18 protein-coding genes and 1 tRNA gene are annotated in these 26283 nt (G+C 46.4%); 7 read left to right on the forward strand and 12 right to left on the reverse strand.

Translation table 11 applies throughout. The annotated features are described in order from the left end of the window. The first annotated feature begins 879 nt into the window (after positions 1-879). Together QUA90_RS09160 and QUA90_RS09165 are read left to right on the forward strand one after the other, a co-directional pair. Entirely contained in the window at positions 880-1896 is a 1017-nt protein-coding gene (locus tag QUA90_RS09160; protein ID WP_333327052.1) for a succinate dehydrogenase/fumarate reductase iron-sulfur subunit, read from the forward strand. Positions 1897-1990: 94 nt separating this feature from the next. Continuing rightward, the gene (locus QUA90_RS09165) at positions 1991-2179 is read left to right on the forward strand and encodes a chlorophyll a/b-binding protein (RefSeq protein ID WP_333051883.1); all 189 of its coding nucleotides are present in this window, start codon (positions 1991-1993) and stop codon (positions 2177-2179) included. A gap of 238 nt (positions 2180-2417) precedes the next feature. On the opposite strand, the gene QUA90_RS09170 is transcribed toward QUA90_RS09165, so the two are convergent. The 5 genes from QUA90_RS09170 to psbX all read right to left on the reverse strand — a co-directional run bounded on the left by QUA90_RS09170 (position 2418) and on the right by psbX (position 7465). Beyond that, positions 2418-3038, reverse strand: coding sequence for a pre-peptidase C-terminal domain-containing protein (locus QUA90_RS09170; protein ID WP_333383896.1), 621 nt, complete (start codon positions 3036-3038; stop codon positions 2418-2420). Positions 3039-3215: 177 nt separating this feature from the next. Beyond that, entirely contained in the window at positions 3216-4667 is a 1452-nt protein-coding gene (locus QUA90_RS09175; RefSeq protein ID WP_333445068.1) for a trypsin-like peptidase domain-containing protein, read from the reverse strand. 109 nt (positions 4668-4776) lie between these two features. Beyond that, a complete protein-coding gene (locus QUA90_RS09180) occupies positions 4777-5901 on the reverse strand; it encodes a redoxin domain-containing protein (RefSeq protein ID WP_333383893.1) in 1125 nt (374 codons plus the stop codon). Between the two features lie 353 nt (positions 5902-6254). Next, on the reverse strand, positions 6255-7064 hold the full coding sequence (locus QUA90_RS09185) for a Ycf66 family protein (protein ID WP_333445070.1): 810 nt from the start codon (positions 7062-7064) through the stop codon (positions 6255-6257). Between the two features lie 281 nt (positions 7065-7345). Beyond that, positions 7346-7465, reverse strand: coding sequence for a photosystem II reaction center X protein (psbX, locus tag QUA90_RS09190; protein ID WP_333041933.1), 120 nt, complete (start codon positions 7463-7465; stop codon positions 7346-7348). Between the two features lie 124 nt (positions 7466-7589). On the opposite strand from psbX, the gene QUA90_RS09195 reads away from it, so the two are divergent. Beyond that, a complete protein-coding gene (locus QUA90_RS09195; RefSeq protein ID WP_006634856.1) occupies positions 7590-7874 on the forward strand; it encodes a YggT family protein in 285 nt (94 codons plus the stop codon). A 67-nt stretch (positions 7875-7941) separates the two neighbouring features. Here the strand turns inward: QUA90_RS09195 and accC are convergent, their stop codons facing one another. Beyond that, on the reverse strand, positions 7942-9297 hold the full coding sequence (gene accC, locus QUA90_RS09200) for an acetyl-CoA carboxylase biotin carboxylase subunit (RefSeq protein WP_333445072.1): 1356 nt from the start codon (positions 9295-9297) through the stop codon (positions 7942-7944). Positions 9298-9525: 228 nt separating this feature from the next. Here accC and QUA90_RS09205 point away from each other — a divergent pair. Further along, positions 9526-9609, forward strand: a tRNA-Leu gene (locus QUA90_RS09205). Positions 9610-10211: 602 nt separating this feature from the next. Here QUA90_RS09205 and QUA90_RS09210 read toward each other — a convergent pair. From QUA90_RS09210 to QUA90_RS09235, 6 genes are all read right to left on the reverse strand, one after another. Next, positions 10212-12851 carry a tetratricopeptide repeat protein gene (locus tag QUA90_RS09210; protein WP_333445074.1) on the reverse strand — a complete coding sequence of 880 codons (2640 nt, stop codon included), beginning with the start codon at positions 12849-12851 and terminating at the stop codon, positions 10212-10214. Beyond that, positions 12852-14183 (reverse strand): P-loop NTPase fold protein, encoded by a 1332-nt coding sequence (locus tag QUA90_RS09215; RefSeq protein WP_333445076.1) that lies wholly within the window; start codon positions 14181-14183, stop codon positions 12852-12854. 596 nt (positions 14184-14779) lie between these two features. Continuing rightward, positions 14780-16051: an FAD-dependent hydroxylase gene (locus QUA90_RS09220; protein ID WP_333445078.1), complete on the reverse strand. Its 1272-nt coding sequence runs from the start codon at positions 16049-16051 to the stop codon at positions 14780-14782. A gap of 218 nt (positions 16052-16269) precedes the next feature. Beyond that, positions 16270-19773, reverse strand: coding sequence for a PAS domain S-box protein (locus QUA90_RS09225; protein ID WP_333445081.1), 3504 nt, complete (start codon positions 19771-19773; stop codon positions 16270-16272). A 541-nt stretch (positions 19774-20314) separates the two neighbouring features. After that, positions 20315-21445 carry a serine/threonine-protein kinase gene (locus tag QUA90_RS09230; RefSeq protein ID WP_333445083.1) on the reverse strand — a complete coding sequence of 377 codons (1131 nt, stop codon included), beginning with the start codon at positions 21443-21445 and terminating at the stop codon, positions 20315-20317. 495 nt (positions 21446-21940) lie between these two features. After that, positions 21941-22609, reverse strand: a complete 669-nt coding sequence (locus tag QUA90_RS09235) for a glycosyl hydrolase 108 family protein (protein WP_333445085.1) — start codon at positions 22607-22609, stop codon at positions 21941-21943. 99 nt (positions 22610-22708) lie between these two features. On the opposite strand from QUA90_RS09235, the gene QUA90_RS09240 reads away from it, so the two are divergent. From QUA90_RS09240 to QUA90_RS09250, 3 genes are all read left to right on the forward strand, one after another. Continuing rightward, positions 22709-24889 carry a tetratricopeptide repeat protein gene (locus QUA90_RS09240; RefSeq protein ID WP_333445088.1) on the forward strand — a complete coding sequence of 727 codons (2181 nt, stop codon included), beginning with the start codon at positions 22709-22711 and terminating at the stop codon, positions 24887-24889. 199 nt (positions 24890-25088) lie between these two features. Further along, on the forward strand, positions 25089-25685 hold the full coding sequence (locus QUA90_RS09245) for a tRNA isopentenyl-2-thiomethyl-A-37 hydroxylase MiaE (protein ID WP_333327090.1): 597 nt from the start codon (positions 25089-25091) through the stop codon (positions 25683-25685). An 88-nt stretch (positions 25686-25773) separates the two neighbouring features. Beyond that, a complete protein-coding gene (locus tag QUA90_RS09250; RefSeq protein ID WP_333445090.1) occupies positions 25774-26268 on the forward strand; it encodes a GNAT family N-acetyltransferase in 495 nt (164 codons plus the stop codon). Positions 26269-26283 lie beyond the last annotated feature (15 nt).

Consider the following 26283-nt stretch of genomic DNA (forward strand, 5'->3'; position numbering starts at 1 on the left):
CGCCGGCCAACTCACAAATCCCTATGATTTACGAAGTAAACTAGAACGTTGGAGAGCCAACCCTGGTGCAACCGGGTTTCTTAGTCAGTCCTGGGCACACTAAAAGACCAAAAACCCGGTTTCTGCGTCAATATTTATTCAAAAAGCGACGAGTTGTGGAAAAAACCTGTTTTTTTGCATAAGTCCTGTTAGGGTTTTTCTCCTTACTAAAGCCACGATTTTTCCCTACAGTTTGCGATCGCACTCCGACACCTATAAACCGGGATTTTTAATTGCAGTAAATGAGTAGAACCAAGTATTTTTCTTAAAAAACTAAGTTTCTCGCCCCAACCGGGCGTAAGTCCTGGTAAAATTTCTTGTAATGGTGTCAAAAAAGTGAAATGCATACCCAGCTACCTTCAGCGCAAAGGTGCGCTTACCCTAAATTCTGGCCATTCAGTTGAGGCCAGCAGCCCCGATGAAACTGGTTGTGGCGCCTTAGGTGCTGTAACCCCAAGCAAAACGAATGAAGCTGCCATCAAGCCGCCGTACAAGGCAGTTGATCGCTTGCGAGTTCCCAGTCCCACCCATTGAGGATTTAGCAGACCCAGACAAAAAGCCGGTGTGGAAAACATGAAAGTTAATACAAACAAGCTGGACATCACACACCTCCGACTAGCGAATTGCAGCGATTAATTACTTTTATCTCCAATTAATAGCTCACAAATCCGCTTAAAAAAGTGGTAATTTAGGATTTATAACTTGAGAATTATTGATGTTTATCAAACAATAATAAAATTTTAAAAATCTCTTACTTTAGGTAGTTGTTAAAAAAAAAAGAGCTTTCTAGAGAAGCCAAAAATTTAGCTTAAAATAGACACTAAATTCCTTACTCAAAATATGAAAGTCCGCTTTAATGTAGTGCGCCAAAATCAAAACGAGGCTCCTCGGGTTCACACTTACACCCTAGATGTGGAAGAGAGCAATACCATCCTAGACTGCCTCAACAGTATTAAGTGGGAACAGGACGGCACTTTAGCTTTTCGCAAAAATTGTCGCAATACAATTTGCGGCAGTTGTTCTATGCGAATTAACGGTCGCTCAGCATTAGCTTGCAAAGAAAATGTAGCCAGCGAACTGGCAAGACTGCAAAAAATAGCTGCTTCCAGCTCAGCAGAAATGCCTACTGATTTCATCCCAGAAATCACCGTCGCCCCAATGGGAAATATGCCGGTCATTAAAGATTTGGTTGTTGACATGAGCAGTTTTTGGGACAACCTAGAAGCAGTTGAACCCTATGTCAGCACCGCCTCGCGAGCAATTCCAGAACGCGAATTTCTGCAAACTCCAGAAGAGCGATCGAAACTCGACCAAACCGGCAACTGCATCCTCTGCGGTGCGTGCTATTCTGAGTGCAACGCCCGCGAAGTCAACCCGGAATTTGTCGGCCCCCACGCCCTCGCCAAAGCTTACCGCACGATCACCGACTCCCGCGACAGCGAAACCGAAAATCGGATCGAAAAATACAACGAAGGCACCGCAGGTGTCTGGGGATGCACCCGCTGTTACTACTGCAACTCGGTTTGTCCGATGGAAGTTGCGCCGATGGATCAAATTGGTAAGATTAAACAAGAGATTCTCGATCGCAAAGATGATCAAGCCAGTCGATCGATCCGCCACCGCAAAGTCTTAATCGATCTGGTCAAAGAAGGCGGCTGGATAGATGAGCGCAAGTTTGGGATCGAAGTAGTAGGAAACTACTTCCGCGACGTTAAAGGTTTGCTGAGTCTGGGCCCGTTGGGTTTGAGAATGATCGCTCGCGGCAAGTTCCCGCTGTTTTTTGAACCTTCTGAAGGTACCGAAACCGTGCGAAATCTGATCGAATCGGTTCAAAGTTTAGAAAAGTCGGCAGATTAGCGATCGGCTGTCCTTTTCCTGGTAAATTACAAGTTGTGCGATCGCAAAGCTTCCCAAAATTCATCACTCAAAACACGAAACTCAAAACTTTTAAATGACTGCTAAAACTCCTCCATCCCCAAAACCGACAACCCCAAATACCCCAAAACCAGAACCAGCCTTTGGATGGAATGCCTACGCCGAACAAATCAACGGACGATTTGCGATGGTGGGGTTCGTGGGACTTTTGCTGCTAGAATTCTTCACCCGCCAGGATTTTTTTACCTGGCTGGGCCTGCGTTAAATTAATCAAAATCAATTAAAAATGGAAGCTGAAAATTTATCGATATTTCAGCTTCCATTTAATTCTTAAGAGTTATTTAAAATAAAGTTTATCAAATTAGAAGTACAAAATTATAACATATATAGTTGCATACAAACATATAATTTTCCCAAGTTAATAGTAGTTGCTTGTAGTGCGATCGTCCTTGAATTATAGGGACACGGCATTGCCGTGCCCTGACTGCCAAGTTTCGTTCAAACTAATTTCCAGTTGTTTCACGGACGGTCAAACTGTACTTGCCTCTACCTTTTGGAGGCGGCTCGTAAGCATTGACAATGACGCGATAGCGACCATTCGCAGACAAGGTAACAGAAATCTCTGAATTGGAATTTTGCTGCGTTGCATCATCATTTTCTCCAAGTAGCTCGCCCTGGGAGTTGAAAATAGCGAGATAAGTATCAAACTCGGTACTTTCTACGGTAATAATCACTTTCTGACCCTGAGTGCCTTCAAAGGTATACTCGTCGTACAAACTGCTGTCTGAGGGCAGTACAGAAGACTTAGCAGGGCTGAGTTCTCCGTTTTGCTCTAAAATGATTTTAGATGAACCCGCATCAGGACTCGGCCGAGGTTCTACAGTAGGGCTCTGAGTTGGCGAACTTTGTGGTGATGGCGACGGGTTGGGACTTGCTTGAGCTAAAACACCCTTTTCAGCAGGCTTCCCATCAGTTAAATTTTGAGGAAATTCTGCTGAAATGAGGGTGGAACTACTGTTAGCAACTCCACCTAAATTTGAAACTGGCGGCGAGACAGTCGGCTTGCCAGAAAAAGTAGCTACCAGAGCAATTGGCGCGATCGCCCACAATCTAACTTGACGCATGAATTACCTCGGTTTGCAACGAAGAAGGAAGGAAGAAGTCAGTAGTCAGTAGTCAGTAGTCAGTAGTCAGTAGTCATGAGTTATTTGTTAGGTGCTACCCATGCCCAATGCCCCATACTTCGACTTCGCTCAGCACAAGTGCTCAATGCCCAATGCCCAATGCCCAATGCCCAATTTTCAACGGACTGTTAGAGTATAACGACCCCGGCCCGCAGCATCGTAAGCATTGACAATTACGCGATAGCGACCCGTAGCGGGCAAAGTAACGGTCAGAAACGCATTTTTAGTCGAATCGCTCTCATCGTCATTTTCTGCCACTAATCGGCCGTTAGGGTCAAAGATGGCCACATAGGGATCGAAATCTGTACTTTCGAGGGAAATGGCTACAGACTGACCCGATCGACCTTCAAAAGTATACTCTCGATACAGACTGTTGTCAGACGGCAATACTGGGCCGCCTGGGACTAAAGCGCCTTCTTCTTGCAAAATCGCCCGAGAAGGCGCGGTAGGAGCACTCGCTTTCAGTTCTAACGTATAAGCCCCTGACTGCTTAGCTTGGTAGGAATTTGCAACTAACGTGTAAGTCCCGTCTGCTGGCAGCCTGACTGTAATTCTGGCGTCTTTACTGCCTGCCCCGTCATCGTCTTGGGCGATTTCGCGCTGGTTGGGCCCGAGCAAAATTAAATAAGGGTCAATTTCTTGACTTTTCATTTCTATTGTGATTTGCTGGCCCGCTTTTCCCTCAAACGAGTAGAGGTCAAAAAAGCTGTTGTCGGTGGGCAGAACGCTAGACTTCTCGGTGAGGAGACCGCTAACGGCGGGCCCGTTTAACGCAACTTTTTGAGGTGATTTGTTGCCACCAAAGGGCGATCGGGCTTGAGCCACGCGGGGAGCCCGCCCTTCTCGCACTGCTGTCAGGAAAGCGGGTAATTTGTCTGCGGAAATTGCAAAACCGATACCGATATTACCTCCACCCCGACCGCGAGTAAAAATAGAAGTATTGACGCCGATTAATTCTCCTGAACTATTTAGCAGCGGGCCTCCTGAATTGCCGGGATTGATGGCGGCGTCGGTTTGAATTAAGCCCCGCTGCTGGTCGATGCGGCTGACGATTCCGACTGTAAAAGTACCTTGAAATTGACCGAATGGATTGCCGATCGCAAATGCTTGTTGCCCGACTTTTATCGAACCGGGACGGGCTAAAGGAATTGTGGGCAAATTGTTTTGATTGCGAATCTTAACCACGGCTAAGTCTAGACCTTCTTCCCCGAATCCGACCACATCGGCGACAAGTTTTCTGCCGTCTGACAAAATGATATTGACGGTACCGCCTGCCGAAACAACGTGGGCGTTGGTTAACACCATGCCGTCGGGGCTGATAATTGTGCCACTGCCGTTAGATTTATCTGTATCGACTGTAACAACGGCCGGACTAGCCTTTTCGTAGACTCGAATATTGGTTTGTTCTTCGACAGTTTGGGCGATCGCACCCTGGGAATGCACCGAGTTAAATTCCGTTAAATCTGTTGATTGCCGCACAGGGGATGTCGTAACAACCGCAGTAGCGCTGGTTGCAACCCCAACCGTTAAAATTCCCGATACTGCTAAACTTAGAAGTTTGAAATTCATGGCGATCGATTATTATTTAGCGATCGGTAGCTAGGAATTAGGTTTGGTGGCTAACCGCTAACTACCTTTTCTAATTATTTTAAGACTTGCACCACGGTCGTGACATTCCTCACGCCGGTTCTCCAACTCGGGAATCTGAATCAGCAGCTAAATACTTAAAATTAGCTTGTCGTACCGCAGCATCCTCATTGCCGTAGAAAAAAGACAGCAAAGCAAAGCGCTGGCCGCTAATCACTGGCGTCGCTTCATGCAGCAAAGAACACGAAAAAATAATCGCCGTGCCACAATCGCCTTTATAACCGTGCGGCGCGTACTCTGGAAACCGTAAAAATCCCCCCGTGTACTCTCCCACATTCAAGTTTAGCGTCATCGCAAACCTGCGGTGCAGGGTAGCTTTGCTAGTGTTGTCGCGGTGTGGGCGAAAATAACCGCCGCTGTCAGCATCGTAACAACCTATCAAGTACCGTTCAAACCTGGTAATTGTAAACTGAAAAGCTTTTTCTACTTCCGGCCGCACCCGGCGCAAAATAATCGAATTCAATCGCTGCTGTAACTTCGGGTCTTCAATAAAGAAATCTCGGCGCTTCTTGAAATTCTCGTCGTGAATGCCAAGAGTTTTCCCCTCCACTTGCCTCATAAAGCCGGAAGGACTGCCACCGTGAGTTTTGTACATATCGATTAAACTGCGGCAAGAGGCTTTGTCCAAAACATTAGGAATTACCAACACCGGGGCGTGGCGAGTGGCTGATCGGGCTTCCTCAATTGGGGGCAAACTTTTGAGAAAATCTAATACTTGCTGGGCGTGTTGGTGCGGTTCGCCCATCGGCAAAATATTAATTACCTGAAGGTTTTCGTTGAGTACAAAAGTTTGGGGTGAATAGTGAACTCCGGCAACTCCATTTTCTTCGACCTCTCGGAAAACACCGTACTGCTGACTGACTTTTTTGTCTAAGTCCCAGAAAAATATGAATGACGGAGCAATTGTTGTTGGTCTGTTTTGTTCTTTGTCTGCTGGGTCAACGCTCACTCCAAACCTGGGTACTTGCAAGCTTTGGAATTCTTCTGAAAGCTCTTGAAACCTTTTGAGGATAACTTGGATTTGTTCAAAAGCTGCGCTGGCAAAGAAAAACAGCACGACTCGCCGACCGCCAACAGTAGGGAAATGAAATAAGGGGTTATTTGTAGAAGGAACGGAAAACCAGGGAGCCGGATCTCCTATTTCGAGTAATGGCATCTTGCTGATTTAAGATTTGGGATTTTATATTTAGATTATGATGCGGTCGATTAGTTCCACAGATTCGGTAGGTTAAAAAATGTTTTGAAAAAAAAATTAGCTTTTATATCATTTCCGGTTACACCGGAATGATGTTGACTGTTGACTGTTGACTCAAATTTACTATTCCGATGCTAACGGATTTGATATTAGTTGTGTATCTCTGTTTGTCTGGGATTTCACCCTCGCACTTTACAGTCTTTTTAATCACTTTCATATCTGAGAATAAGTAGATGGGCATCAATAAACGCAATTTATTTTTTTGCCTGCGGGCACGAGAAATGTTTAGTTTCACCCATCTACTTAGTGTTTGCCTATTTGTCGAAACTGGGGGAATTATCCGGTTGGTCTTCCGGGTATTCTACAGGTCGATACTCCACGTAATCTGACGGGGGTGCTTCCACGTCGCGGTTGCTGGGGCGAGACCTGGATGATTCCGTAGGACGGGGTTTTTTGGTTCTCGGCGGCGTATCGGAACTGCGGTTTTCCGAAGCTGGGGGGCGACTGCTGCGGCTGCGGGTCGGTCTTTCTTCGGGGGTGTCTGACACGTCCCAGTTGTCAGACTCTTGGGCAGGCGGGGCTTCTGGGCGAGAGGGACGTTTGCGCGAGGATCGATCGGGCGAGTCGGGCCTGGAGGTGTTAACGCTGCCGTTGCGATTCGAGGGGCGGCGGCGGGGTTCGTCGTCGTAGGCTTCCCGAGAGGAACGGTAGTCTTGGCTGCCTCTAATCCGGGGACGCTGCGGATAGTCTTCCTCTGGTTCTAGCTGTTCCATTTCGGAATCATAGCCGTCGTAACCGTAGGCGTTGCTGACCGGTCGGTCTTCATCTACGTATTGGGCGCGACTTTTGGCTTGGGCTGTGGTCGCTCCTCGCAGCTTGATGCTTTCTGTTGCAAAAAATATGGCGGTACCGCTGAGCAGAAATTGACCGAATGCCAGAATTGGGTCAAGCCGCCACCCTTGAAATAACAGAATACCGCCGCACAGCAGGCCGACTGCTGCAAAAAAAATATCGTGGTCTCGGGCTAGTTTGGGACGCCACGATCGCAGAAAATACAGTCCTGCCCCTGCTACTGCTAGGATAATCCCTAACAGGCTGCTCCAGTTCAATCCTAAATTGACCATTAGCCTATCTCCTATGTCTTTCCTATGTTAGCGAGTTAGATTTTACATCTATCATTAAGTCTGTCAGCCCGACTGTGCTTTCTGGGGCAGCGTCCGGTCAGGGTTTCAGCTTGGGAAGTGAGTATAATAATGAGTTTAACGGGAAAAAACCTCAGCTTGGCAGTCAACTGAAGGTTTTGCCTTGACAGTTGCTGGCAGCCGAGGTTTCTCGAATCGGGGAAATGCCCGACTTGTAGCCCACAATTGACTTGCAGCGCCGGACTTAGAAACCCGCTGACTTTTTAGGTGCGCTTGATTTTGTCTTTTTGGCTGATGAAGATCAGGGCGATCGTTGCTGGAATCACTACCACTGTCACGCCCACCAGCAGGCTGTACAAAAAGTTCGCGAGAGAAGGAGTCATAGATTCAAAGCCTTTGTTACAACAATTTGATTTTTATTAATTTTATACTTTCGATCGCACCTGTGAAACGGTTAAAATTATGAACAGCAGACTTAACAAAACTTAAAATTTCGAGATAAGACCCATGACTGGTATTACCGTTGCAAGTTGGATTCTGGGCTCTGTCCTAGTCGTGATGACTTTGCTGTTTATTTTTCGGATCGTCCTGACTTGGTATCCCGAGGTGAACCTGAGCAAGTTGCCGTTGAGTCTGATTGCTTGGCCGACGGAACCTTTTTTAGCCGTAACTAGAAAGATTGTACCGCCGATCGGCGGCGTGGACATTACGCCGATTATTTGGGTGGGTATCTGTAGCTTGCTGCGAGAAATGATTCTCGGTCAGCAAGGGCTACTGACGATGATGATGTAGAAGTTGGCGGTTGACTGTTGACTGTTGACTGTTGGCGGTTGACTGCCAACTGCCAACTGCCAACTGACTAATGACCGTTTTGGTTCAAGAACTGTTCGACGAAATTCGTGTAAACTTCGCCGTTGAGAAACTCGGGGGAATCGAGAATTTTTTGGTGGAAGCTGAGGGTGGTAGGAACGCCGGTGATGGCGCATTCCCGCAATGCCCGTTTCATCCTGCGGATGGCTGTCGGTCGATCGCGCCCCCATACAATTACTTTACCGATTAAAGAATCGTAGTAAGCGGGTATTTCGTAATCGGTATAGACGTGAGAGTCCATCCGCACGCCGGGGCCACCGGGAGGCAAATAACCGCTGATTATGCCGGGGTGGGGTCGGAAATTGCGATCGGGATCTTCAGCATTGATGCGGCACTCGATCGCGTGACCGTTGAGAACTACTTGGTTTTGCTTGATTTGCAGTTTTTCTCCTTGGGCGATGCGGATTTGTTCGGCAATCAAATCGAGGCCTGTAATCATCTCGGTGACGGGATGTTCTACTTGGATGCGGGTGTTCATTTCCATGAAGTAGAACTTGCCCGATTTGTCAAGCAAAAATTCGACTGTGCCGGCACCTGTGTAGTTGATGGATTTGGCAGCGGCAATGGCGGCGTGACCCATTTGATCTCGCAGTTTCTGGCTGAGGGCAGGGCTGGGGGCTTCTTCGAGGAGTTTCTGGTGTCGGCGCTGAATCGAACAATCTCTCTCGCCGAGGTGGATGACGTTACCGTAGTTGTCGGCGAGGATTTGGATTTCGATGTGCCGGGGTTTTTCGATGAATTTTTCGAGGTAAAGTCCGGGGTTGCCGAAGGCTGCATCGGCTTCGCCTTGGGCTGCTGAGAATAGTTTGGGGAGTTCGGATGCTTCTCTAACTAGCCTCATCCCGCGGCCACCACCGCCGGCTGTGGCTTTGATCATCACAGGATAGCCGATGTCGCGGGCGATCGACAAAGCTTCGCGATCGTCCGCCAGCAATCCCTCGCTACCGGGAACAGTGGGGACTTTCACCCGCTGCATCGTTTCTTTGGCGGTGGATTTGTCGCCCATCGCCCGCATCGCCGCAGGAGAAGGGCCGATGAAGGTAATTTGATGGTCGGCGCAGATTTCCGCAAATCGGGCGTTTTCGGCGAGGAAGCCGTAACCGGGGTGAATGGCTGCGGCGTTGCGCGTCAGGGCGGCCGCGATGATGTTGGGGATGTTTAAATAGCTTTTGCTGCTGGTGGGGGGGCCGATGCAAACGGCTTCGTCTGCCAACTGGACGTGCAAGGCGTGTTTATCTACGGTGGAGTGAACGGCGACCGTGGCAATCCCCATTTCCTCGCAGGTCCGCAATATGCGGAGAGCTATTTCTCCCCGATTAGCGATTAAAATTTTCGAGAACCCCATCTTCGCTGCTTAATTCACTCAATATTCTGTACAATAATGCCTTTCGGTATGTTCTGGATAATCGTTTTCCAGAAATTGTTCACAAAAATTTATTTTACATTTTGCTGGTAGTGGTGCTATGATTGTAAATCGGCGGTGCAAAAGGGCAAGTCACCAGTTAAATGTCAGGAACCTCAACCTGTGAATGTTTAACTCGTAACGCAAAAATCCCGGAGATTGCCAGAAAGAGCGGATGTGGCGGAATTGGTATACGCGCACGCTTGAGGTGCGTGTGGCATTATGTCCTTGCGAGTTCGAGTCTCGCCATCCGCATTGAATATGTAAAACAACTGTTGACGGTTTTTGCTGTCGGCAGTTGTTTTGTATTTGATGGGTGGGTAGAAACGGGGTTTTTGGGAGATACTTTGTTATATCAATTCCGGTTGCACCGGAATGACTGTTGACTGTTGACTGTTGACGGGCGGGTCGAAAAACTGAAGGGTTGAGTGTTAACTGTTGACTCGATTTTATTATTCCGATGCAACCGGAAACGATATTACAGTGGGAAGATTTGGGAAAAAACCGGCTTTCTTTGTCCTTGAGTTGCTTTGTCCTCTTCCAGGAGGCATTGTCAGGTTCCTCGCCACTCAGTGTCTAGGAGGTGACATTGCTTTCTCCAGTCGAGGAAGCCTTGGATGTCGGTGTCTCGCATCCAGATTTGGGGCTGGTTTAATGACAGCGCGAATTTACCTGGCTGGTGGGAGAGGTTTTCATAGGTTTTGATCGTTAAAAGCGAGTTGCCATTGCTTGTTGTTTTGGTAAAGATTACCTAACTTAGATAAAGTTTCTGTAAGTTTTTGAGGGAAATCCTCACGAGTTCTGATAGTTAAAGCATTTTTATAACACTTTGTCGCCAGTTCGATATTCTCTGCTTTCTATCCCCTAATTCTTTCAGAGTAGGCTGTGGCTAGATTATTTTGCGTCTGATCCCATTGTTCGGGAAAGGCTTCGCGGGTGTAGACGGTTAATGCAGCAGTGAAATATGCGATCGCCAGTTCGATATTCTCTGCTTTGTCTCCCCTGATTCTCTTACGGTAGGCTTCTCCCAGATTATTTTGCGTGCCGGCCCAATATTCGGGAAAAGCATCACGGGTGAGGACGGATAATGCAGCAGTGTAAGATGCGATCGCCAGTTCGATATTCTCTGCTTTATCTGCCCTGATTCTGTTACTGTAGGCATTTGCCAGATTATTTTGCGTCATAGCCCATTTTTCGGGAAAGGCCTCGCGGGTGCGGACGGTTAATGCAGCAGTGTAAGATGCGATCGCCATTTCGATATTCTCTGCTTTATCTCCCCTAATTCTGTTACTGTAGGCTGCTGCCAGATTATTTTGCGTCGCAGCCCAATCTTGGGGAAAGGCATCGCGGGTGTAGACGGTTAATGCAGCAGTGAAATATGCGATCGCCAGTTCGATATTCTCTGCTTTCTCTCCCCTAATTCTGTCACAGTAGGCTGTTGCTAGATTATTTTGCGTCATAGCCCATTTTTCGGGAAAGGCCTCGCGGGTGCGGACGGATAATGCAGCAGTGAAATATGCGATCGCCAGCTCGATATTGTCAGCTTTTTCTCCCCTAATTCTGTTACGGTAGGCTGTTGCTAGATTATTTTGCGTCGCAGCCCAATCTTGGGGAAAGGCATCGCGGGTGTAGACGGTTAATGCAGCAGTGAAATATGCGATCGCCAGTTCGATATTCTCTGCTTTCTCTCCCCTAATTCTGTCACAGTAGGCTGTTGCTAGATTATTTTGCGTCATAGCCCATTTTTCGGGAAAGGCCTCGCGGGTGCGGACGGTTAATGCAGCAGTGTAAGATGCGATCGCCAGTTCGATATTCTCTGCTTTGTCTCCCCTGATTCTCTTACGGTAGGCTTCTCCCAGATTATTTTGCGTCTGGGCCCAATATTCGGGAAAAGCATCACGGGTGAAGACGGATAATGCAGCAGTGTAAGATGCGATCGCATTTTCGATATTCTGTGCTTTATCTCCCCTGATTCTGTTACTGTAGGCAATTCCCAGATTATTTTGCGTCATAGCCCATTTTTCGGGAAAGGCCTCGCGGGTGCGGACAGTTAATGCAGCAGTGCAAGATGCGATCGCCAGTTCGATATTCTCTGCTTTCTCTCCCCTGATTCTGTTACGGTAGGCTTCTCCCAGATTATTTTGCGTCGCAGCCCAATTTTCGGGAAAGGCATCGCGGGTGTAGACGGTTAATGCAGCAGTGTAAGATGCGATCGCAACTTCGATATTATCAGCCCTCTCTCCCCTGATTCTGTAAGTGTAGGCAATTGCCAGATTATTTTGCGTCATAGCCCAATATTCGGGAAAGGCTTCGGGGGTGTAGACGGACAATGCAGCAGTGCAAGATGCGATCGCCATTTCGATATTCTCTGCTTTCTCTCCCCTAATTCTGTATAAGTAGGCATTTGCTAGATTATTTTGCGTCGCTGCCCAATTTTCGGGAAAGGCATCGCGGGTGTAGACGGTTAATGCAGCAGTGAAATATGCAATCGCCTGTTCCAAGTTATTCGCACGATCGCCTTGACGATATTGTTGGTAAAGATTCCCCAGTCGCCCCAAAGCAGCCGCCTCTCGTAGGCGATCTTTCAAATTCCTAGCAATTTCTAAAGACTGCTGATAGGGATCAAATACCCGTTCCCACAATCCTAAGTCACGGTAAATATCACCTAACTGTAACAAAGTGTCAGATTGCGCCTGGCGTAAGTTCAATTTTTCTTGTAAGGCAAGTGACTTGTCAAAGAAATGAATTGCCCGATCGATCTCCTGTGAATAATCCTGTGCTTGGCGCGTCTTTACCCGATTTGCATAAGCATTAGCAACTCGATTGTATATGGTTGCTAATGCAGGAGTTTCCCTAGCTTGTTTCTCCAGATTTTCAACCTGTTCTAACAGTTCATCTAGGGGTAAACTCACTCTTCTCTCTGGTTCAATCAGCAGAGAACTTTCCCCAGTGGTGTTAACCACATCGGTTTCTGGCACCGCAGGCGACACAAATCGAAATACGCCACTCCGCCAACTCCAAAAATCCCGCGCTTCCAGACTCAAGCGACTCAGAATATTTGGTGTTACCCAAAGTACGATCGGAAAAGGAAACTCCCGCAACCCCTCCCGCGTCCACTGCAAATAGCCGAAAAAACGCCTTAACTCGGACTTAGGGTTAGAGTCAGCTTGTGACACACTATCCCTCAAAGCCTCCGTTCCCGTTACAGTAATTGCGGCTGATGCGTGGGGCGCTTTTAACTCTGGGCGTGAGTTGACAAGTTGCTCCAACGCCGCTCTCAGGCTAGGTTCTTTTTGATTCAAAACCGCGCGATAACAGGGGATATGGGGAGCAAGTTCTGCCTCGTAACGATTAATAATCTGGGTTTGAAAATCTCCCGGTTTACAGGAGGCAATCAACACTGAAAATACACCTTGACTTGCTTCAATTAAAGAGACAAGGCCATCGTAACTATCCTCATTGATCGATTGCTCGTCCGCGATCTCACTGTTGAGCATTTACCCCTCCGCTCCAATTAGTCCGCGCCGCTGCAATATTTCCTGAACTACTGGATGGACTCCAAACCACAAATCGTCGTTGCGATATTCTAAGATGTAGAGCGTGTGCAATAAATCTAGGAAATCCTGATCCATCCCATCTTCGGGTAAATAATTTTGGTAGACCTCCACTAGAATTTTATACCTGTTTTTTCCCAGGGGTTCTGTTAAATCAATCCGATATTCTTTAATAGCGTTTTTCAAAACCTCACACGTAATTATCAAATCTTGCTTCTCTGGTGTGCGGCGTAACTGCATCAAACATAACCCACAGCACTGACTAGCCAAACGAATAAATTCTCGCACTGCACCGCCACTTTTGACGATCATCATCTGAGTTGCTTCCGGTTCAATCAACTGCTTGGGGATTCGCTTGTAAAGAATTTCCTCAAATACTTTTACCGCTTCTGGGACAGGAGAGGCATTTGGAACTCTATCTTCTCCACGCGGAAACAACTTTGTCGCCCACATGGATTGAATCTTATTATTAGTGGCATTCTGAATAATTCCTCGTAACGACAGATCTCGTGTCGCTGCCATTGGAATTGTATAAATAATCCGAAATTGAGGCTGAAATAACGCACTAATATTATTTCGATAAACACGATCGACAATCTCTAGGTCGAGTTTATCAAGATCGTCAATCACGACCATAATTTCTTGTCCGCACCCCGCTTGAATCGCACTAGCGATCTCGTTAATCCGATCCACCAAGTCGGAAATACGTCTCGAAAACTCAATCGTAATTTCCTCACGAATCACAGAGTTGGCTTTCAAAGTTGCTTTCAACTTGGCAAAGAATTTCACAAACAAAGCATTTACACCAGCTTCTCCACTCGTTTCTAGCTCAAGGCTAGAATCAACTGAACTTCCCTCTGTTCGAGTATGTTTACTAAACCACTGATAAAAAGATTTTTTTGTTTTAGAACCGATTCTGATATGGCGTTCTTCTGCTGCTTCCATAAGCTTTACTGCCATAGCAAACAAAATGTTGACATGATTCACATCTGACATCTCAACCACGTCAGAGATTGAAAAGAACACTACAAAGTAGCGATTCTGCGTGTTTTGGCGAAATTGACCCAGCAATGTCGATTTGCCTGACCCAAGATGCCCCGTAAAAATGATTTTGTTATTGTCAGGTGAGCAATCTTCAACCAAATGATCCAATTCTTCTAAAATCTCTGTGCCATATTCCACATGGAATTTATTCAGTTGCTCCGGGGTGATCAAAGGAAGTAACTGAAGATTCTGGAAGGCTGTTTGGAAGGATTCCAGCCGGTTGTTGGTCATAGGGAATATATATGGACTATAACTCTTAGTTTATCACGATGCCCTGTAAGCTCACCCCTCTACTGCTAATTCTTGGCTTTTCCTTTCCCGTCTCTGCCAACTGTGCCGTTACTTTCTTGCAAACTTGCACAAACCCCAAATCCAGCAACTCTAAATTATCCTGTAAAATCTGCGCTTCCTCACCGTTGGGGCAATTCAGCAGGGTGTCAATTAATTGCAGATAGGCTTGAGCGCGGTTTTCTTCTATTGTGGGGAGTTGTCAGTAACACCGATGTTTATTTTACCATGATTCGATGAGTGGCCAGAAACCGGGTTTTTTCGAGAATATTTGGTTACAGGCGAAGAGATGGGAAAAAACCCGGTTTCTTCGATCGTGCGAGTAGCCAGAAACCTCGGTTAGCCCGATAGTCCGCCAGGGATTTCAACCCCTGTCTCATAGCAAAAGTCCTCTGAAGAGGACTAAAGAGTTTTTCATTTTTATCTCGGATTTTCAGTCGGTTGAAACCGACTTTCGCTATTAGCCAGGGGTTGAAACCCCTGGCGGTTGTGGCAACACCACTAGAGTACAAGCAACATAGGAAAAAACCGGGTTTCTTCTAATTTTGCGCTAATTCTGGCGGCCGCCCCATCAAGCCTGTCATCAGCCGCAAAGCTAAAAACCTCACTGGGGGAATTGTCCGCAAACACCACAATCCGAAGCGGCGAAATGCTACAATTGGCAGCCAAGTATTGGAAAATAATCTGTCTAGAAAATCGGTAAATCCTAACACGATTAAATTCTCTTTTTTGCGCCAGTTGTGATACCGTTTCAATACTCGCAAATCGCCGATATCTTCGCCTTTTTGGTGCGCTTGCTGCAAGATTTGGGCGATCGCCCCTGCGTCTCGAAGGCCCATATTTAATCCCTGGCCGCCGACGGGATGGCAGCAGTGGGCCGCGTCGCCAATTAGTGCTAATCTGGGCAAAACGTAGCGATCGCTCTGCATTAACTGCACGGGAAACAAAAAGCGATCGCTCTCCAATTCCAAACGCCCTAAAAGCCCGCCCGTGCGCTGTTCCAACAAAGTCAAAAACTCTGTTTCATCCATTTGTTGCAAAGCTTTTGCTTCCGCGTGGGGTGCTGTCCAAACTACTTGACAGCGGTTCCCAGGTAATGGTAAGACTCCCATCGGGCCGCTCGGCCAAAAGCGCTCAAAAGCGATATCGTTGTGCGGTTTTTCTGCTTTAATAGTGATAGCAACGCAGGATTGCCAGTATTTCCAGCCGCGAGTGCTGATGTTGGCTTCGGTGCGGATGCGCGATCGCGAACCGTCGGCGGCGACTAATAATTTGGTGCGAATTGTGCGAGTTTCGCCGTTTTGTTTGACTTCTATTTCGGCGCAATGAGTTAAATATTTTACCTCGACTACTTCCGCCGGACAAATCCAACTAAAATTCGGATTTTTTGCCAAACATTCCTGCAAAGCTGACAGCATTACTCGGTGCTCGCCAACGTAACCTAAAGCTGTTTTTGGTACTGGCAATTTGCCTGTATTTCCCAAGTCGGGGCGGTGGAATTCGACGACGCCGGGATAGTCGCCGTCGCAGAGGCTAATTTGCTCGAAGGTGGTGATTTGGGGCAAGATTTGCTGCCACACGCCGATACCTTCTAAGATCATTCCTGATAGCAGCGTGATTGCATAGGCTTGTTTTTTGGCTGCGGCGACTGCGGGGAGTTGGGTTTCAATTATTGCTATTTTTAAGCCGGAATCTTTTAAGGCGCTGGCTAAGGTGGCCCCGACTATGCCGCCTCCGACGATGGCTATGTCAAAGTCAAGTGTCGGTGTTTGCGTGGAGGCTGTGGTTGGAGAAAGTTGGTTTACAGGCATTTTCAAGGGATTTTGTCAAAGTTAATTGGATTGTTACTTTTTTATTGTAAAGAATTATTTCGATTTAGGGCGATCGAGCGAGGGAGACGGGAGATGGGGAGACGGGGAGATGAGGAGAAATTTATGATTAATGACAAGCATCAACGATCAACTGCCCACTATCAACTGCCAACTGCCAACTGTTAACTGTCAACTGTCAACTGTCAACTGTCAACTGTCTAATGACTCATGACCATTTCCTTTGTGTTTTCGGCAGCCAGCGCTGATACTTCCTGGCAAATGGGAATCTCGATGACAAACTCTGCACCTTCCCCGGGTGTGGAAATACACTGCAATTTGCCTCGGTGTTTTTCAACTATAATCTGATAGCTGATTGACAGTCCCAAGCCTGTGCCTTTGCCGACGGGTTTAGTCGTAAAAAATGGGTCGAACAACTTGCCAATGACTTCTTGATGGATTCCCATCCCGTTGTCGGCAATGCGAATTGTTACTGTGTCTGAATTGGCAATCGTGCTAATCCGAATTCTGTTGTGGTGAGCATATATTTCTTTTGAAGAATGAGTGCTGTTGTACTCTTCGAGGGCGTCGATCGCATTTCCTAAAAGATTCATAAATACTTGATTTAGCTGACCTACATAGCACTCGACTGGTGGAAAATCCCCGTATTCTTTGATAATCTCAATCGCTGGACGAAGTACATTAGCTTTGATCCGGTGCTGCAAAATTAGCAAAGTGCTTTCGATTCCTTCGTGAATATCTACTCGCTTCATCTGCGATTCGTCGAGTCTGGAAAAGTTGCGTAAGGATACAACTAAGTCGCGGATGCGATCGGCTCCTACTTTCATTGATTCCAAAATCTTCGTAAAGTCTTCCATTAAGTAATCAACTTCAATATCTTCGGCTGCTTCTACAATTTCTGGGACGGGATTTGGGTATTTTTCCTGGTAAAGGTGGAGCAAACCAAGCAAGTCCGTGGCGTATTCCTTGGCGTGGGTAATGTTGCCGTAGATGAAGTTAATCGGATTGTTAATTTCGTGGGCGACGCCGGCGACTAGCTGCCCAAGAGAAGAGATTTTTTCGGTTTGGATTAGTTGAGTTTGAGCTTGGTGCAACTCGTGGACAGCTTTTTCGAGCTCGGCTGCTTGCGATCGATACTGTCCCTCGGACTGCTTGAGTGCTTCCAAAACTTGGACTCGATCGCTAATGTCGGTGTGAGTTCCCACCCACTCGCGAATGCTGCCGTCTGCTGCCAAAAGAGGGACGCCCCGGACCCAGAAGTGTCTGTAGCTGCCGTCTGCTGCCCGCAACCGATGCTCGACTTCGTAGAGACTTTTTGTTTCTATGGCCCCCATCCAAGCTTGAATTGTGCGATCGCGGTCTTCTGGGTGCACTGCTTCTATCCAGTTGTCCTTCTCTTTCCAACTCATGCCCGTATAAGCTATCCAATCAGGCTGAGGCTTGTCGAAGATTCCACTAGGGTTGGTCGTCCAAACCATCTGTGCGGTAGCCATTGCCAGCGATCGATATCTTTCCTCGCTCAGACGCACAGATTCTTCGGCTTCTCGGCTGGCTGTCACGTCGCGCAAAATAGCTGTGAATATGATTTCGCCTGCAACTTCGAGTTGGGAAATAGAAGCTTCGGCGGGAAATTCCGTACCGTCTCGGCGGCGGGCGAAAATTTCTTTGCGGTTGCCCATGTTTCGGGCTTGTTTAACGTCGCCGAAATTGCTGACGAGGAGACTGTGAAGGGTGGCAAAAGCTTCGGGCAACAGCAGACTAAGGGATTGCCCGATCGCCTCAGCAGCCGTCCACCCGAAAATCTTTTCTGCACCTTGGTTGAACAAGATAATTTTTTGCTCAGCATCCACGGAAATAATCGCGTCGTCGGCAATTTCTACAATGCCGGCGAAACGAGCTTGAGACAGTTGCAGGGCTTTTTCAGCTTGTTTGCGATCGCTGATGTCGCGGGCGATCGTCGAAATGTATGCGAGTTTGCCGTCCGGTGCGGAGTGGGAGATGATAACTTGGCTGATGGGAATTTCGAGTCCGGTTCCTGACACGAAGGCCGTTTCTCCACTCCAAGAGCCCTCGGAAACAGCGGTGGCGATCGCTTGTTTCAAAGTGCTGTAGTCTGACCCTGCCGTGAATTCTAGAACTTGTCGCTTGGATATATCTTCGTTTTCGCCTATACCCACCATTTTTCTGCCGGCTTTGTTAATGTAAATGGCGCGTCCTTCGAGGTTGTAAGTACCTACAAAATCGGGGGTTGCTTCCAGAATTGCTGCCAGACTTCTGTTGGCGATTTCGGCTTTTTTGCTTTCAGTAATATCCCGCGCGATGGTAACTATACCGCTAATCTTGCCTAACCCGTCCCGGTAAGCACTTTTTGTAGAAAGAAATGTCCGCAAATTTCCTTTAACTGGCAGCTCTTCTTCGATGGCTTCCGTTGTTCCCGCTGCCATAATTGGGCGATCAGTTTTCCTAATATTGCCCGCGATTTCCGGCGGAAATAACTCGCTGTCATCTCTGCCGATAATGTCGTCTACAGACTTGCCAATTATACTGGCTCCCGCAGCATTAAGCATTAAGTAACGACCCTGAATATCTTTGACAAATAGGGCTGCGGGCGTACTGTTGATGACTGCCATCAACAGGTTGTAGTTTTTTTGAAGCGCCTGCTTTGTTGTTTGAGAGTCGAAAATTTGCTGCTGCAATTGCTCGTTGGTGATTTGCAGTTGGATAGTCCGTTTCTCAACTTGATTTTCTAAGTCTAATTTAGCTTTCCTCAGTCCCAGTTCCGCTCGATAGCGCTTCCGGTCTGCGCTGCAGAGAGTTTTGGCATTCTGCCAAATCAGAACTGTAAAAATAATCACGTTCAATACGCTTAATAGCGATATCCCTACCTCCGGCGTGTAGGCTTGTAACCGATCTCCCAATAGGATGAAATAACCGACTAAAGGCGGGATAATGATTGCCCGTGGCAACAAGCGCCTGGCCATGATGCCGCCCGCGCGATCGCTCGTCATTACTGCTATCAATCCTCGCTCTGGACTGGCAAATAAAATGCCAAAGCTCAGCAACATAAATGCTGCGGAGGTGTGCAAAGCCATCCCTGTATTATTGCCAATTTGGTAAAATAAAGCTTTGTCGTAGAAATAGCCTATCAAACCCGTAAATGCAATTAACAATGCTGAACAGCTTAAGATTTGAATTCGCAGGTATTTAGGCCGACGTTCTGACAGCAGCAGCAGCGCTGTTCCCAGGAATAAAAAAGCAGCAGCAGTATTCGGCGCCATGCGTCCGGGTGTTCCGGTAATTGTCAATGTGTAACTTTCTTTAAATAGCAGTTGGTCGATGCCTAAGTCTAAATTAAAGCTATATTGAACTAGGGTTAATAGGCTAATTAATATAATTAAAAATGAGGATACTAAAATTAAATTTTTGTATTTTTTTTGAGGCTTTCTTGCTGTTAATTTGGCGCGCCGGATCTGTTGGATGAATAGAGAAAACCCGCCCAAAATAAAGCAGACCGCAGTATTGGCTTTCATCGTCACGAGTCCGGGCAGAATGCTTTTTAAGAGTTGCAGATCGAATATCCAACCCAAAATGACTGTACAGCCGATCGCCATTACTGCAATACTCGCTTTTTTGGAAAAAGACTCGACAGCAGCCATTCGGGTTGAGGGCCTTTGCAGTTGTTGTGCTCGTTCAAAAACTTCCAATTTCTCGATCCCTCTAATTATTTGGTTTCTACGTATCTAAGGTAACAATAAACACTCTAGCGATAGTGTTGCCTACTATACAAAGCTGCTTAAGATTTTCTCAAAGCTGCTAATCATAAAATATGAATTATTTTATCTAACTTTAGAGAGATCGTCAAATAAAGGTTTAAGGCTCTTATGTAGAAGGCATTCGGCAGAATTGACTAATTTTTTTATGTGTAAATTTTAATAAAAAATTCCTTGTTCCTTGTTCGTTGTCCCTTCGATTTCGGAAATTGGCGGCCGATTCATCGGCAAGACGGAGTGTTTTTACTCAGTACATCGAGGGCTAATGGTAGCGGATGAATCACTGTGCAACAAGATCACTCGCATTGTAAACTGGCTGCTGTGGCTGTGGGAAATGTGGCACAACAGAGAAGACTCGGCGCTTGAAACCGCTACTAAAAAAACAAAGTCCCAGCAGAGAGGGACTAAAGAGGGGATATTCAAGTCGGATTTGGTAACTGTCAACTGACAACTGACAACTGACAACTGACAACAGTCAACTAACTCCCAAGTTTTGAAGTGCTTCCAAAGCTTCGGTTGCTGAGGGGTAACGCTGGGGGAAAGCGTACAGCACCATCTGGTCTAAAACGCGAGCCAACTCCGGGGTGACAGTTGCATTTTTCTGCCAGATGAGATTCCCTAAATTATCAACTCTGAGTTGTTTCGGGCGCATTCCTGTCAAGGCTTGAATCCCCATAAGCCCGACAGCATAGATGTCGCTGCACAATTTCGGGGAACCGATGGCTTGTTCAGGGGGAATATAGTCTTGCTGAGTACCGCCACGCGATTTCGTTTGACCGATGCTGTTTTGTGAAGTGTTGATTTCTTTAACGGCCCCAAAGTCAATTAATACCATTTTGTTATCAGATGTGCGCCTGATTAAGTTTTGAGGGTGAACGTCGCGGTGAATTACATCTTGTTTGTGAACAAAAACAAGCACTTCCAAGATATCTTTCAACAAAGCGATAACCTGATGCTCTTCCCAGGGTTGACCTTCGATTAGTTCTTGATACAAGGGTTGCCCTTCGATGAATTGATAGACTAAATAAAAATATCCATCTTCTTCAAAACGAGCTAACAATTCTGGTATCCGATCGTGTTGACCCAATCGATATAAAACCCGCGTTTCTCGATCGAATAACTGGCTGGTTCTCTCAGACTGGCTTTTCAGGCGCTTGACGAGGCACAAAGGTCGATCGGGCAAATTTTCATCTTCAGCCAGATAGGTATCGCTGTACTCGGTGTTCACCAAATGTTCTCTAATTCGGTAACGCATCCGCAGCAGCTTTTGCAACATGGGATCGACAGAATTAGCTGGTTGTGTGCCTTTTTGTACAGCTCTCATGATGCAGTCCCAAAGATTTGCTCCGACTACTCTTTCTTCTTGTCCAATAATTTCTGCTTGCTTCAGTACCTTGGTGAGGTCTTTCCACAAGTTATAGCCAACATACCGCCCCAGGTAGCCCACTGTGTACCCGCGGGCGATCGGATCGTTTTGCTGAATTTCTTGGTACGTCAAACCCCCTACAACGCCTCGAATTATCGACTGTTGCAACCGACTCAGGTGTTTTTCCGTTTGTTCGTATACCAGATTGTCCAAAAAAATTATTGCTTCTTCTACCGTCATAGTTTCATGGCTTAAGTTAGTTGTGCAGCAGCAACACATTTGGTTTTTATATTTCTGTTATAGACGGTTGGGTTAAAATTTACTAGGTTTTTTGATTCGTGAAATATATCTTGATAAATATGACTTTTATGAATCAAGATTGTGAATTATATGAAATTCATTTACTTGACAAATGGTTGATGTGTTAAGTTGAATAGACTGATTTTTATCAGAGAAAAGCTTAGAGATATAGCAATCATCGCATCATTTGTGAATTTCTTACGGACTCCCAGCGGGTTCGGGGAGGGTTGGGGTGGAGTAAAAAATTTACGACTCCTGCAAGGATTGCTATATAAAGGTTATTTAAGCCGACATGATAAGCTGTGGTGCATTGAGATGGGAATTATCGGGCGGGCGCTCCTGCCCACCCGACAATAGTTTAAAGAAACAAGATAGTAAAAATTAGATTCGCGCCTGCTTATTAACAGTTAACTGTTAGCCGTTAACTGTTAACTGTTAATTCTTAATCTTGTTCACATAGCCCCACAAACTGTAATCGCGACTCAGCCAACCCCGGAAAAAAACCATCTGAGTCGGATCTTCTTGCACCCTTTTGTAGCGGTAAATAATTCGTTCATTAATCATTTGCAGCGCGGTATTTCTGTTATTTGCCCCTTTCAGCGCTTCCTTGGTGCGCGGGTCAAAAACTCCCGTTTGCGGCAATCCTAATGCTTGCTGAAGAAAGGTAATTGAGTTATTAATACCGAAATTAACGGCGGTGTCAAACATGACGATCGCCAAAGCCGGCTGCATCGTTCCCGATAGGCTCGAATCCCAGTAATATTTATAAATTTCTAGGAGCTCTGCTTCCGACATCTGCGTCACGTCAAGGGGCGGAAGCCCACGACTGTAGCGGTAGGCGTTGTATTCCGTTTGCAAGACGCCCCGATAAGTTCTGCCGCCCTTATCGGCAGGGTGATTGCTGAATCCGCCCTCAAAATATAGGGTGAAATAAAGAGCAGTTTGAAATAATTTCTGCCGAAAGCTGGCTGTCTGCTGCTGCTGTGCGAAAGTCTTTTGGGCAAAGGGTAAGGGGATTGCTAAGGTTAACAAGAGTATCCCCAGCAGAAGGTTTGGTTTCCACTTGATGTTATGTTGGCGCTGTGTCGCTTGCTTGTCGCTCATAAATTCTCTGTGACGATCGCCCGTAATTCCGCTAAAACTGCTACTCTGCAAAATAATATAGATTCAACCTTTAACTTGATAGCACAGATAGGCCGCAAAATGAATTCCGATTTTCGCAACCAATCCGAAACACCCCAATTTGAAGATGCTGCATCCCTGACAGTTGTTGCAGAAACCTATTACTCTCAAGGCAATTTAGCAGCAGCCGTCGCAGCTTGTCGCCGAGCTCTGGAATTGCAACCGGATTGGGCGGCGGCTTACGTGACAATGGGCAATGTGCAGCAAGCAAGCGGCCAAATTGAGGAAGCGATGCGGTTTTATTCCGAGGCGATCGCTCTGAATCCGGATTTTGCTGAGGCTTATGCTAATTTGGGCAGTATGCTCTACAAACAAGGGCATTTGGTGGAGGCGGTTGTCAATTACGAAAAGGCGATCGAACTTAAACCAAATTTGGCTGCTGCTTACTGGAATTTGGCAGGGGCACTGAAGCAGCAGGGGCAGCAGGATGCAGCGGTAGCATACGAGCAAAAAGCTCTCGAACTCAATCCCCACCTTGCTCAGGTAGATTTTCACTTAAATTTAGGAGATAAATTAGCGCGACAAGGGAAGTTAGATGAGGCGGTGGCTGCATGGCAGCAGGCGATCGCATTCAAACCCGATTTAGCCGAAGCATACTGTCAAATTGGCCGAGTTTTGCGCCACCAGGGTCAATTTAAAGACGCAATACCCAACCTTCAAAAAGCTCTACAAATTAAACCCGATTTTATTGGGGCTCACCAACATTTGTGCGACATCCTCAGAGATACTAGCGATTTAGCTGCCGCGCGGCAAGCCGTGCACCACTACAGCCAAATGTGTGCAGAAACCGATCCAATTATGACCGCGATTTACTTCATCAGCACCTATCAAGTGTCGGGATTAAATCAAATTGCGGGCGATCGATTTTTAGAGCTAGAGTCGTACTTAGAGCAAAACTTAGAAACCGCTAGCCCGGTGGAAATTAAATCGCTTTATGCAAACTTGTTATTCAGCACGCCCTATTTGCGAGATGACTTGGCGGCCAACTCAAAACTTTACAGATTAATTGCCAAAAAGTATATCGACCAATGTATTAAACCTAATTTTTCTCAACCCGCAAATTACAGCTTCAAACCAACGGTTCCATCCAGCAAGTTAAAAATCGGCTTTTTGTCCAATCACTTTAGCCGCCATTCTGTAGGTTGGTGCAGCGCGGACATCATTCGCCAAGTGTCCGACATCACACCCAATCTGTATTTGTACGCTTCGGAAAAAATTATTCCTGACGCTCTCACTAAGCAATTTGAAACTTGGGGAAAACTCACTTTTCCGACCACCTACCCGAACGGACTTGCCAATTCCGCAGAAATTATCGACCAAATTCAGCAAGATGAATTGGATGTTTTAGTTGATTTAGATTCTCTCAGCGTACCAGTTCACGCTGACATTCTCTACCAAAAACCCGCACCAGTTTGTGTTTCTTGGCTGGGATTTGACGCCCCTTACATATCGCCGGAAAATTACTTTCTTACAGACTGGCACTCGCACCCTGCAGCCAGGGAAAAATATTATGACGAGCAGCTAATTAGGATGCCTGATTCCTTTGTCGCGGTGTCCGGTTTTCAGAGATATGGAGTCGATCCCGTTGCATTGAGAAGATCGCATCGGATCGGTTTGGATCAGATAGTTTACCTGTGCGTCGCTCCCGGCAGAAAATTCAATAGCGAGTTGGTAAAAGCACAAATTGCGATTCTCAAAGAAGTGCCGAACAGTATCTTAATTCACAAAGCTTTAGGCGATGCTGCCGTGTTTGAGGCTGCATATCACCAAGCTTGCGAAGCTGAGAAAGTGAGCAAGCACCGAATTAAGTTTTTGCCGAGGTTTGCTACTGAGGAAGAACACAGAATTATCTATTTGCTGGCAGATGTTTTGTTAGATTCTTATCCTTACAACGGAGGAACTCAAACTTTAGAGGCTTTGTGGTCTAATTTGCCGGTGGTGACTCGCACAGGAGAGCAATTTTTGTCGAGAATGGGTTATTCGTTTTTGCAGACTTTGGGAATTGAAACAGGCGTGGCTTTGTCTTGGTCGGAATATGTGGAAGTGGGTGTAAAATTGGGCAAAGATCGTGAATTGAGAAATGCAATTAAAGCACAGTTGGTGAAATCTAAAGATCCAGCCAATTTGTCGCCGCTGTGGAATCCGAAAAAGTTTGCTGGTGATATGTATGCGGTGTTTGAAAAACTTTGTAAAATAGGATAAATGCTGGCTAGTGACTGCTGACTAATGACAAGCGAATTTCTTGATGGTACCCGCCACGTGATTTATCCGTGGAATCAATCCAAAATCTCAAATCTAAAATCCTCACGCCCCCGAATTTATCCGTGGGGTCAATCCAAAATCTCAAATCTCAAATCTCAAATCGAATGACTGCTGACTAATGACTAATAACTGATGACTAATGACTTCTACACAGCCAACTATTAAGTTTTTGAAACAGCCGACTTCGGAAGCTTGGGTGCAACAGGCGATCGCCCATTTGGATACCATCTTATTAGACCATTCTCACTGCGAGCGGAAAGCGGCGGGAGTAGCGTTAAATTTAATGTTTCGCTACCCAGCAAGGGAAAAATTGGTGAGGATGCTAACGGCGATCGCCCGCGAAGAATTAGAGCATTTCGAGCAAGTCAACCAGCGGTTAGAAAAGCGCAGCATCGCTTTGGGCCCTTTGGCCGCACCTCCCTACGGTGCCGGTTTGTCCGCCCAAATTCGCAAGCAGGAACCGGAGAGACTTTTGGATTCTTTGTTAGTTTCTGGTTTGATAGAAGCGCGCAGTCACGAACGGTTGGGGCTGCTGGGCGATCGCTGTCCCGACGCGGAATTAGCTAAGTTTTACCGCAGTTTGATGGCTTCGGAAGCGCGCCATTACGGGGTATATTGGATTTTGGCAACAACTTATTTCGATCGGGATATTGTGATGCAGAGGTTGGAGGAATTATCATTAGTAGAGAGCGAGTTGCTGGCAAGTCTTCATCCCGAACCGAGAATTCACAGTTAAAAGCTAGGTGCATTTAAAAACTGTAAAAAAAAATTAGTAAGTTTACAGTTGCTAAAGTCAACAAATAAATATTAAGTTGCAACCACCCATGAAAACCCAACATCTGGATTTTTTAATTCGTTCCTGGGAAACGCGCGATCGCGCTGAGGCGTTCTATTTAATTAGGGATGTTTTAGCAGAGTACGGTTTAAAATGCGAACCTCACGGGGCAGATCGAGATGTCTATGATGTAGAACTACATTATCATAATCAAGGCGGCGAATTTTGGGTAGTTGAACGGCAGGATAAAATAGTGGGTACAGCGGCTTACTATCCGATTGAGCGCGGAAATAATGCTGTGGAAATTCGCAAAATGTATATTTTGCCCGCAGCAAGGAGACAGGGTTTGGGGAAATTTTTACTGCAAGAATTGGAAAGTAAAATTATCGCTCGCGGCTTTGAGGAAATCTGGATTGAAACTGCTAGTATTCTCAAGGAAGCTGTTAAAATGTACGAAAATAGCGGATATCTACCGACAACGGGTGTGGAGACGCCAAGGTGCGATCGGGTTTACGTAAAATATCTAGGTATAAAAAATATATAATAAGGTTGGGTTTCT

It is taken from the genome of Microcoleus sp. D3_18_C4 (assembly GCF_036702355.1).
Lineage (GTDB): Bacteria > Cyanobacteriota > Cyanobacteriia > Cyanobacteriales > Microcoleaceae > Microcoleus.